Genomic DNA, 10,194 nt, shown 5'->3' with positions numbered 1-10,194 from the left:
GCTCGCCCATCGACAGGCCGCCGTCGAGCTTCACCTTCTCGAAGCTGCTGGTCGGCGGCGGTGCGGCCGCCGCGGGAGCGGAGCTCGTGGTCACGGTGACGGCGACCGCCGTAACCGACGTGAGGGTTAGCAGGGCAAGGCTCGCGGCGATACGCGAGCGGGGACTTCGTGCCATGGCACTCTCCGGTTCTGGGGGGTCGGGATGGTATGCGGTGCTGCCCCTGGGCCGCGCACGAACCACCCAGCGACCCGCCGGTCAGAAGCGGCTGCGCCTGGTGAGCTTCGGCGACGGGTGCTGCCGAGACGCGATCCCTCGGGAGGGGCCGAACGTTCCAGGCCAGGCCGCCGTACAGACAGCGTCGCCAGGAACGCCCGGCCGCCGGACTCCAATGCGGTGCGGAGGGAGTCCAGAGAGGTTGAGCTCGGAACCGGCTCGCCGAAGGTCCGGCTCCGAGGGCTCGACGGGGCCGGACAGACGAACCCGGCCCGACGGATTGCTACAACGTGATCATTTCGAACTTCTCCCAGGGGCCGACGTCCGCCCGATTGGCAGCGAGTGCCCGCGCCGCCGTTCTCGGCGACCACGTACCGGTTGTAGCCCAAAGGCTCGCCGTGTCGTCGGCGTTGCGGACCAGCGCGGAGGTCGCCCAGAGACCCGACGGCGGCCCGGTTGACCAACAGCCGGGTTCGCACCATGGGACCGACACAGTGCCAGCGGCGGAGATGTCAGAACGCCTGCGCATCCACTGACTTCCTTCGGATCACGAGGAGCGCGCCGCCGCACCCACTAGCGGGAAAATGACGGAAGTCGCCGAACTTTCGTCGGTGTCGATGAAACTTTGCACCGCCGTGACGAATCTGTCAATCGCTGTCATCCGATGTATCCGGCAGCCCCGGGTCCGGCAGGCCGACTGCGGAGCCCCGGTGTCGCAGGCTCACCAGCGCCAGCACGGAAATCTGCGACACCGATCGGCGACCGGCATGTCTCTGCTGTTCAGAGCTTCGTGATCGAACCGTCAAAGGAGCGAGCGCTGGTGTTACTCGACGCCACCGCCGGGCAGAACTCGCACCGCGATGACCCCGAACGACTCCCCCTGAAGATCAAACAAAACCGACGTCGACGAGGTTGACGCGAGACAGACATCCCATGTTAACTGCTGAACACAGCCGCTTGCGTCGATGGCCGCCACATCGACCAAAATCGTCGCGGAGAGCTCCACGGGACAACCCGGACACTCTCAAATGGTCTCGGGCCGAGCGCAGGAAAGGAGATGCACCATGGGCAAGCCCCGCCAACTGGCCCTACTGTCGGTCGCCGCCGTCCTGGTGGGCGCACGCGTCGGCGTCATCCATGGTGACGGCGCCACCGCTTCCACCAGCAACGAGTCATTTCGATACCGGCAGGCTCGACGTCTGCAACGTCGGCCACCTGCCCGGACTGGTGCCCGACACGAACCCGCCGAGGCGGTCTGCGGAGCGGATACATCCGATGGACCCGTTGAAAGATTCGTTGTATCGCTACGAAGCTTCATCACCAGCGACGAAGATTCGCCGGCGACCGCCACATGATCTCCCGCCCGAGGTCCGGTGTGCGATGATGCGAACTTGCCTCTCCGCGCACGGAGCCGGCCCGTGCGCAGCCGCACCTCGACCTCCTGCCGCCGTCGTCGCAGCCGCCACTCGACGGTGTCATCGACCTCGTGACCCCGGCCCAACAGCCAGTCACGGCAGCCGATACGACGCCGCACGGACTTTGGCACGATCGGCATATCGCTCCCCGCCCATCCCAGCCGGAGAGTTCCGGCACACCGCTGACGAACGGCCGCCACTGTCCGTGGATGCGCCTGCAGCATCAGGCTGACCGGCACAATCCGGTCCACCCGCACGAAGTGGAGCATCCGCACGGCATCGGGGTCGTCATGACTAGCCCGTCGGCCGCACATAGTCGCGTCGCGGTGACCGGCACGCCAGCCCGGTGGCACGGAATTCCGTCGTCAGACTGATCGGCTGTGCCGGGAGACGTCACCCCTCAAATCCCGCAACGTCCGCACTAATCCTCGGCAGGCCCGCCGGTCCCGTGTCATCCCGGACACGAAGACGCAATCGTCCGGCGCCGGCAGCCTGCCGGCCGCGGGTCCACCGAAGCAACAACGTTCGTTCAGATGTTCACCGAAGAATGCTGTCCCCAAGATGCACCACCACTTGGCTCGACCTGGACCCCGCCCAGTTCACATAACATCGATGTATATCACTGCAAAGTGTCCGAAGTCCCCTCTTTGATCGCGGAGGTCACCCCCCATGCGCCTCGGCAAGTCACTACCACGCCTGGTTGTGGTGGCGCTCGTCGCCGCCGGTCTGGGCGCGGCAGCTCCCGCCGCTCCCGTCCTCGCGTCGTCGACGGACGCCGCATTCAACTCCTCGACCGGCTCGATGAATGTCAACTACGCCGGGTACCTGTCCAAGCACGACATCGTCTACAACCGCCCGAACACCAACCCGTTGCACGGCCTGACTGTCGGCAATGGCCGTACCGGGGCGATGGTCTGGGCGCAGAACGGCCTGACCGCCCAGGTGTCCGGTGTGGACCTATCCCAGCAGTCGGCGTTCGCCGCCGGCATGCTCAACTTCAACACCAGCCCGTCGCTGGATTCGGGCTCCAGTGCGTTTCAGCAGCGGTTGTCGCTTTATGATGGCACGCTGACGACGAAGTACGACGCCAACCGCACGGTCACGGTGATGGGTTCGCCGAACTCTGAGGTGATGGGTATCCATGTCGATGACACCCGTGGTGGAGTGTCGAGTGCGACGCTGGAGTTGAGCCTGTGGGATCCGAATTCGGTCGGCAATTCCGCGGATGTGCCGAATCTGACGACGTGGCGGACGGTGTCTACCGGCAGTGACTCGTCGGGTGCCTGGTTCAGCCGGGGGCAGGCCGATCCAAACAACTTCGGCTACACGTTCGCTGCTACCGTTGAGGGTGCCGCGTACAGTGCTTCGGTGGTCAGCGGCACTCGGGTGCGGTTGAGTATCACCCCGACGTCGAGCTACACCATCTGGTTCACTGCGGCGAGCCGGATCAACTCGCCCGGCTTGGACTCGGTCGCTCAGGCCAGGAGTCAGCTCGCCTCGGTCAAGTCCACCGGCTACAACGCCACTGTCGCCAATTACCGCAACTGGTGGCACGACTTCTGGGCCAGGTCGTTCGTGCAGTACTCCAACTCGGCCGGTGACGCTGACTATCTGGAGAACGTGTACTACCTGTCCACGTACATGATCGCGGCTGGTGGTTACGGCAACTACCCGGTTCACTTCATCAATGGGGTGTTCCGGGCTACCGGTGATCAGACCAAGTGGAGTAACGGCTACTGGTACTGGAACCAGCGGGATGTCTACAACTCGTTCCTGGCTTCCAACCACGCCGACATGATGGCGGTGTTCAACCGGCTCTACAGCCGCAACTTCACCGCGTTGAGGGCGTATACGCAGACCAGGTATGGCACCGATTCGTTGTGGGTGCCGGAGACGATGGGCTGGGACGGTAACGCCCGCGGCACGATCAACAGCGACTTCGTCAACGATACCTATTCCACCGGTACCGAGGCCGCGTACAACATGTATCTGCAGTACCGGTACACCAACGACCTGGCCTACCTGCGTGACGTGGCCTACCCGTACATGCGGGAGGCGCTGCGGTTCTACCAGAACCGGTTCACCTTGGTGAACGGCAAGTATCAGATGTTGTCCAGCAACGCTCACGAGACCTACTGGGATGTGCGCAACGCCGTCACCGACCTAGCCGCCGTCCGGCTCCTCGCGCCGCTGACCATCCAGGCCAGTCAGCAGTTGGGCCTCGACAGTGGGCTACGGGCCGGCTGGCAGAGTCTGGTCGACAACCTGTGGCCGTACCAGATCGCCGACAATGCGTACCTGCCGCACGACCCGCCGAGCGCGCAGATCCGCAACGGTGAGAACGTGTCGTTGGAGCTGGTCTGGCCCTACGACCGTACCGGCATCGGCTTCCCCGACTATCAGACCGCGGTCAACACCTGGAACGTGCGGCCCTTCCCGTACGGCAACGTGTGGGCCAACGACCATGTGCACGCGGCCCGTCTGGGCCTGGGCGACCAGGCGTTCAACGGTATGCGCACGATGCTGCAGAAGTACCAGAACTACCCCAACGGGATGACCAGCAACACCAATGGGGTCTTCGAGTACCTCGGTATCCACCTGGCCGCGATGAACGAGTCGCTGCTGCAGAGCTACAACGACAAGATCCGCGTGTTCCCCGCGGTCCCGACGGACTCCAGCTTTGTCGGCAAGTTCACCCTGCTGGCCAAGGACGGTTTCCTGGTCAGTTCGGAACGGGAGGCCGGCGAGATCAAGTACGTCGGTATCCGTAGCCAGTTCGGCAACCAGGCCCGGGTGGTCAACCCATGGGGCAACCAGCAGGTTCAGGTACGCCGGACCAGCGACAACGCCGTTCTGCAGACCAGCACGGCGGCGGAGCTCACCTTCGCCACCACCGCCAACACGGTGTACCTGGTCGAACGGACCGCGAAACCGCTGACAAGCTACTCGGCGACGACGCTGACCGGCACCCAGAACAACGACGCCAAGTCGCTGCGCAACACCGCCTCCGTCCTCGGCCTGAGCGGTGGTGGCGGCAGCGGACTGGTCAACGACACCGACCTGACCTACGACGCCGGCTGGTACCACGGCACCGCCCGCGGCTACGGCGATTACAACGACGACGTCCACCACACCACCGTCGTCAATGCCGCGGCCTCGTACACCTTCACCGGCACCGGGATCGAGTACCTCTCCGAACGCAACGGCGACATGGGCAACGTCGACGTCTACCTCGACAACGTGTTCCAGGCCAACGTCAACCTCTTCAGCTCCGGCCCACGACAGGCACAAGCCGTCGTCTGGTCGAAGACCGGACTGAGCAACGGACAGCACACAATCCGGATCGTCAACAAAACCACATCCGTGGGAATGGTCGACGCGCTGCGGATCACCACCGGCGGCACGCCGCCCGTCGGGCAGGACCGGGCACAGGGTCGACCGGTGACCACCTCCAGCACCGAGGCCGGGGCCAACGTCGCTGGCAACGCGGTCGACGGCAACGCCGCCACCCGCTGGAGCAGCACTTACACCGATCCGCAGTGGATCACCGTGGACCTCGGCCAGCCCTATGCGATCAACCGGGTCCGACTGAACTGGGAGGCCGCGTTCGGGCGGGCCTACCAGGTGCAGGTCTCCAACGACAACAACACCTGGACCACGATCTCCACGACCACCACCGGCGACGGTGGCATCGACGACCTCACCGTCACCGGCACTGGCCGCTACGTCCGGATCTACGGCACCCAGCGAGGCACCCAGTGGGGCTACTCGCTGTGGGACTTCAACGTCTACGGCAACTGACCGCGGTGGGGAGGCGGTCCCAGCCGCCTCCCCACCGGGCCCGGCACCAGGGGACGGAACAGCCCTAGCCAGGCGACGTTGGCGGCGACGACCCAGGCGGGAACCGACCGGAGCCGGCGTCCACTGCCGGATCTGATGCGTTCTTCGACCCGGACATGGCCGCAGTGGCCTGTTTCGCTGCCGGTGCCCATGGCCACGGCCGTGCTGCGGCGGGCGGTGGTCCCGGTGGGAGCCACCTGCGCCACGCCGTCCCGACAACCACGTCGATCAACCGTTTGCGCTCACATACGCCGCCGCGGATCTCACCATGCTGCGCCCCAGGCGCCGCTCGGGCCACATGTTCTGGAACCCGTGGTCCTTCACCGTGACCGGCGAGCCCGGCTCGACGTTGCCGTTCGCCGCGCTCGACCCGACGCCTCCGCCGAAGTCCTTCATCCGTTCCCAGTAGCAGTTCCGGGACATCACCGGCACGCGCGTCTGTTACGTCCAGGGCACGATGTCGACGTTCACCTCATAGATGCCGCACCGACCGACGTCGCCGGCCCGGCGGACGCCGCAATGGCGGACGTTGTTGGCGGCGCGGCGAGCAAGGTCACGTAGACGGTGGCCGTCCGGTAGTAGGTCGTGACAGTCGGCGAAGGCGCTGTCGCCGCAGCGAGAGTCGCGGTTCTAGCCGCGCTGGTTGCAATCCCGCCGACGGTCGCGCCGAGCATCAACCCGACGGCGAGGCCGCCGGCGCCGAAGGCCCGCCAGGGTGACAGGCAGGCCAAGTGGCCTCGGTCAGCGGGGTGGGCTGATCAGGTCCAGCGCCGCCTGGGTCAGCGCGATGATCCGCCCGCCGATCCGCGCCGCGTCGGCTACGGTGCCCGCGATCTCCTGGATCGACGTACCCGTCTGCCCAGCGCTGGTCGCGACGGCGCGGCCGAGTTCGGTGAGCGCTCGTTGCGTTTCCCGGCACAGGCGGAACTGTGTTCGGGGCGCTCCCCGCGGTCGGCGGTGGCGAAGCCGCTCCGGGTCGGCCCGAATCCGTACCGTGTCGGGATCATGCTCGCAGTGTGTTGCGGTGCAGTGGATCGCTGCCATCTCAAGGAGTTGGATCGCGCGGTCGACGGCGCCCGTGTTCGCGTGTGCCACGCCGAGGTAATGCCAGGTGTCTAGGGGTGTCTCGATGCGTGCGGCCGAGGGCCGTCGTCCTCCGCCGAAGCACGGACTCGAGCATGTGAGCGCCGTCGGCTGGGCGAGCGGAGGCGACGTACGCGACGCCGAGGGCGCGCCTGGCGTCGAGACTGGCCGGGTGGGCGTCGCCCAGCCATTGTATGGCTTCGGCGACTGCTGGCTCCAGCAGCGCGACCGCGGCGCCCGGCCGACCCGATTCTAGATCGGCCTTCGCGCGTTCCAGCTGAGCCAGAAAGTGGTCTCGCGACCGGCCGTTGCTTGACGGGAGCTGCTGCAGCAGGGGCTGCGGCGACGGCGGGATCGTTGTCGCTCCGGTAGGCGCTGGCGAGATTGGTGGTCAGGCGGCGACGAGCTTGGTGTCTCGGCCCGTGCCGGCCTTGAGGCACACCGCAACGAACGACGGCCCCGGAAGGGACCGAGGACGGCTTTTGAGCGAGCTCTGCGAGCGGTCGTCGGTCCCGGTGCCTGCCAATGAGCAACGGTCGTCACTACCACGAACCGAGGCCGAAAGGCCCTTCGCGTGAGGGTCAGCCGGGCCGGGACACGCGTATCCAGCCGGTGATCGGTACGCCCTTGACTGTGCACCGGGTCCGGCGGAAGGCGGTCGGGGTGACCGCGCCGCGCAGCTGCTGCACAACCGTTTCATAGACGTATGGCGAGACCATCGTGGCCAGGTCGGTGTCCGACTCGGCGAGGGACAGGCGCAACGGCCGGGCGTCGAGCAGGCGGGCCGCGAAGATGATGGACTCATTCGGGAAGCCGGAACCGTCGCGCCGGACCGGCCCCACGTGCAGCGCAGAGCGCAGGCGCAGTCCACCCCCCGCGGCGGAGCGCCGGTTGTAGCGGCGCAGTCGGTCGCCGAGGCGCGGCAGCAGCGGGTCGACGAGCGGCACGGTGGAGACCGTCGGCGGCACAACGGTCAGCAGGCCGTCGCCGCGGTCCTGGTGCAGGCAGCGCGACCAGGGCACGCCGCAGTCCTCGAAGGCCCGGACCAGCAGCCGCTGCAGCGCGGCGCGCAGGGCCAGCCGGTCGTCGTCGGTCCGGCGGCGATCGCCGAACCCCGCGATGTCGGTGAGGAAGATCGAGCAGTTCAGCGGCGTGCTTGAGCGATGCCAGGCCGGCGCCGTTCGTGAGACCGTGGACATGCCGAAAGCCTGCGCGTCCGCCCGCTGTCCGGCGAGGCCTGTCCGGCGGCGGAGCGGGGTGTGGCGGCGCGGCCCCGAGACCGGGCCGGGAGCGTCTGGCCACCGTCGTCCGGCCGACCCGTCCGGGTGGCTCTGTCCGGCGCCGGACAGAGCCTGGGGCGGCCGGCGCAGTACGGTGGTCCGGCCATGACTGATCACCTGGCGGCGCTGTGGCTGACGGCCGGGGACGACGGTGCCTGGGGCAGCTACCGGCCGGGCCGCGTCGACCTGCGGCTGCGCGGTGCCGGTGACCTCGCTGACCGGCTGGTCCACTACCACGAGGCGGAGCACATCGCGCTCACCGCCTCGACTGCGTGGGGCGGCGCGATGCTGGTTGCGGCCCAGGTGCCCGGATGGGAGCGCCTGTTCGAGGCGCTGCTGGACCGATGCCGAACGACCCACGAGTCCTTCGCGACGTTCGCCAGCTGCAGCGCTGTCGCGGCCGGCTTCGGCTCGCCCGAGCCGGTGCTCGCCGCCTATCCGGACTATGCCGGCCTGGTCGCGCGCCTTGATCGCTACCTGGCCGCGGTCGCTGGCGCCCAGCGGCGCGCTCTGGCCGCGACGGCGCTCGCCCGCGCGTGCATGCAGGGCGACGTGCTGGAGCACATGGCGGCGGCGTGGCCGCGGCCGATCGCCCTGGCCGACCTGCGTCGCCTCGACCACCCCGACGAGCGCCTTGAGCACCTGCTGCGCGCTCCGGCCGGGCTGCCGCTGGCGATCACGGCCGCTGCGGATGCCACCGTCGCCGCCGAGTTCGGGCTGGCCGCGATCGACGCCGACCTTGCCGGGGGACGGGCCGCGCTCGACGAGGCCTTCGACGCGGCGTGGGCGCGGTGGGAGGACACCGTCTACGACGGTGTCGCCGGGGTGTTGCGCCGCGCGGGCGCGACCGTCCTGGGCACCAACGGCCACCTGGCCACCGCGGCGCGGCTCACGGCGCTCGTCGAGGCATCGGTACCCGGGACACGGCTGGTGGTCGACGCCGCCGCTGACGCCGAGGAGCGCCGCATGGCGGGCATGGTGCTCGCGCACGCCCGGCTGTGGCTAGCCGCGCTGCCCCGGCCCGGCCGGCTCGTGACCGTCGGGGCGGACGTCGGCGTCGACGAGGTGCTCCGGGTCGTCGACGCCACGTCCCGCATCCAGGGCCGACCGAACCTGGTGCTGAGCGCGCGGCGGGCGGAGCGGCTGCGGGCGGGGTACGTCTTCCCCGAGTCGGAGGCGGCCGTCCTCGCCGCCTTCGCTGGCCCGGTCGTCGGCGTCCGGTCGGTCGCCGACGACGGCACGGACACACAGACCGACGCCGTCTGGTTCGCCCGGCTGCCCCGCCCCGCCGACGCGGAGGCGCTCGCCCGGGCCTGGGCGGGCCGCGGCGACCTTACCTGCTGCGTGGCCGTTAGCTGCCTCGACGACGCGCAGTGGCGTGCGGCCTGGCTGCCGGCACTGCGGGCGGTGGGCCCCCTGATCTGGCTCGTCGACGTCGGCGCCTCGGCGCTGGCCGGCGAGCTCGGCGGCCAGCGGGTTCAGGGCCTGTACCTCGATCTCGGCGGCTCGCCGGCCGGCGCCCGTCGCGGCCTGACGCTCAAGGCCGCCGGACAGAGCGGCGCCTGGCTGTTCGTCGGCGACGACGTCGGAGTGGAGCTGTTCACGGCCGAGGTTGCGGCTCTGCCCGGCGTCGAGCTGACCATGACCGGCGCCGACTGGGCGCCCGCGTTGCCGGCCATCTCGCGCGTCCTGCACGACCTGCTGCACGCGGAGTCGTACCTCGACCAGCGAGGCCGCGAATGACCGGCGTCTTCGTCAACTATCGCGGCATGGCCCGCTCCTACGCGCCGATGCTCGTCTGTACCACCCTGCAGCGCCGGTTCGGGCCTGGGCTGGTCTTCGAGGCGGCCCACGACAACCAGCCCGGCGTGCACTTCGAACGCTCGATCGAGGGCTGGCTGGAGCGGTGCTCGCTGCTGATCGCGTGCATCGACCACGCCTGGATCGCCGATCAGGCCAAGCTGCGCGACCCGGGCGACTGGGTCCGCCGTGAGATCGAGTACTGCATAGAGCACGACAAGCCTATTCTGCCGATCCTGCTCGACGGCGCAGAGATGCCCCACCGCGCGGACCTGCCGGCAGAGCTGGGCGGGCTGACCCGGTGGATCGGGCTCGGCATGGCCAGCACCACCGTCTACGCGGACCTGGAGCGGCTCGTCGGTCGCGTCGAGGCCCTCGCCCCGGAGTTGGTTCTGGCGGCCCTGCACCAGCCACCGGCCGGGCCGGTCGCGCCGGTCGGCCCGGCCGCCCTGCTACGCGCCGAGCACGAGGTGTTCCCGTACCGGCCACAGCCGGAGCTGGAGTCGCTTGCCGCGTGGGCCGCCGACCCCGCCGGGCCGCCGCTGCGCGTGGTCACCGGCCC

At 68.8% G+C, this 10,194-nt stretch carries 7 protein-coding genes; 4 read left to right on the top strand and 3 right to left on the bottom strand.

The window, feature by feature from the left end; all coding sequences use genetic code 11:
- Window positions 1-1,037 precede the first annotated feature (1,037 nt).
- The gene (locus tag ABZS66_RS57885; protein WP_354772933.1) at window positions 1,038-1,220 is read right to left on the bottom strand and encodes a hypothetical protein; all 183 of its coding nucleotides are present in this window, start codon (window positions 1,218-1,220) and stop codon (window positions 1,038-1,040) included.
- A gap of 1,078 nt (window positions 1,221-2,298) precedes the next feature.
- Here ABZS66_RS57885 and ABZS66_RS57880 point away from each other — a divergent pair.
- Complete coding sequence (locus ABZS66_RS57880) at window positions 2,299-5,430, top strand: discoidin domain-containing protein (RefSeq protein WP_354772931.1); 3,132 nt, start codon at window positions 2,299-2,301, stop codon at window positions 5,428-5,430.
- A 307-nt stretch (window positions 5,431-5,737) separates the two neighbouring features.
- Window positions 5,738-5,878 carry a hypothetical protein gene (locus ABZS66_RS57875; protein WP_354772929.1) on the top strand — a complete coding sequence of 47 codons (141 nt, stop codon included), beginning with the start codon at window positions 5,738-5,740 and terminating at the stop codon, window positions 5,876-5,878.
- A 332-nt stretch (window positions 5,879-6,210) separates the two neighbouring features.
- Here the strand turns inward: ABZS66_RS57875 and ABZS66_RS57870 are convergent, their stop codons facing one another.
- Complete coding sequence (locus ABZS66_RS57870; RefSeq protein ID WP_354772927.1) at window positions 6,211-6,564, bottom strand: hypothetical protein; 354 nt, start codon at window positions 6,562-6,564, stop codon at window positions 6,211-6,213.
- A 569-nt stretch (window positions 6,565-7,133) separates the two neighbouring features.
- Complete coding sequence (locus tag ABZS66_RS57865) at window positions 7,134-7,751, bottom strand: hypothetical protein (protein WP_354772925.1); 618 nt, start codon at window positions 7,749-7,751, stop codon at window positions 7,134-7,136.
- A gap of 186 nt (window positions 7,752-7,937) precedes the next feature.
- Between ABZS66_RS57865 and ABZS66_RS57860 the strand changes: the two genes are divergently transcribed.
- On the top strand, window positions 7,938-9,575 hold the full coding sequence (locus ABZS66_RS57860) for a hypothetical protein (protein WP_354772923.1): 1,638 nt from the start codon (window positions 7,938-7,940) through the stop codon (window positions 9,573-9,575).
- On the top strand, window positions 9,572-10,194 hold a 623-nt coding region (locus tag ABZS66_RS57855), incomplete at its 3' end, for a TIR domain-containing protein (protein ID WP_354772921.1). The genes ABZS66_RS57860 and ABZS66_RS57855, both read left to right, overlap by 4 nt.

Source organism: Dactylosporangium sp. NPDC005572, assembly GCF_040605515.1.
Lineage (GTDB): Bacteria > Actinomycetota > Actinomycetes > Mycobacteriales > Micromonosporaceae > Dactylosporangium.
Note: the sequence above shows the minus strand (reverse complement) of the source record. Positions and strands in the feature narration are given on the sequence as shown.

Excerpts from the sequence above, each read along its gene's own strand:
- ABZS66_RS57880 (WP_354772931.1), top strand. The coding sequence starts at position 2,299 with ATGCGCCTCGGCAAGTCACTACCACGCCTGGTTGTGGTGGCGCTCGTC.
- ABZS66_RS57875 (WP_354772929.1), top strand. The coding sequence starts at position 5,738 with ATGCTGCGCCCCAGGCGCCGCTCGGGCCACATGTTCTGGAACCCGTGG.
- ABZS66_RS57865 (WP_354772925.1), bottom strand. The coding sequence starts at position 7,751 with ATGTCCACGGTCTCACGAACGGCGCCGGCCTGGCATCGCTCAAGCACG.
- ABZS66_RS57860 (WP_354772923.1), top strand. The coding sequence starts at position 7,938 with ATGACTGATCACCTGGCGGCGCTGTGGCTGACGGCCGGGGACGACGGT.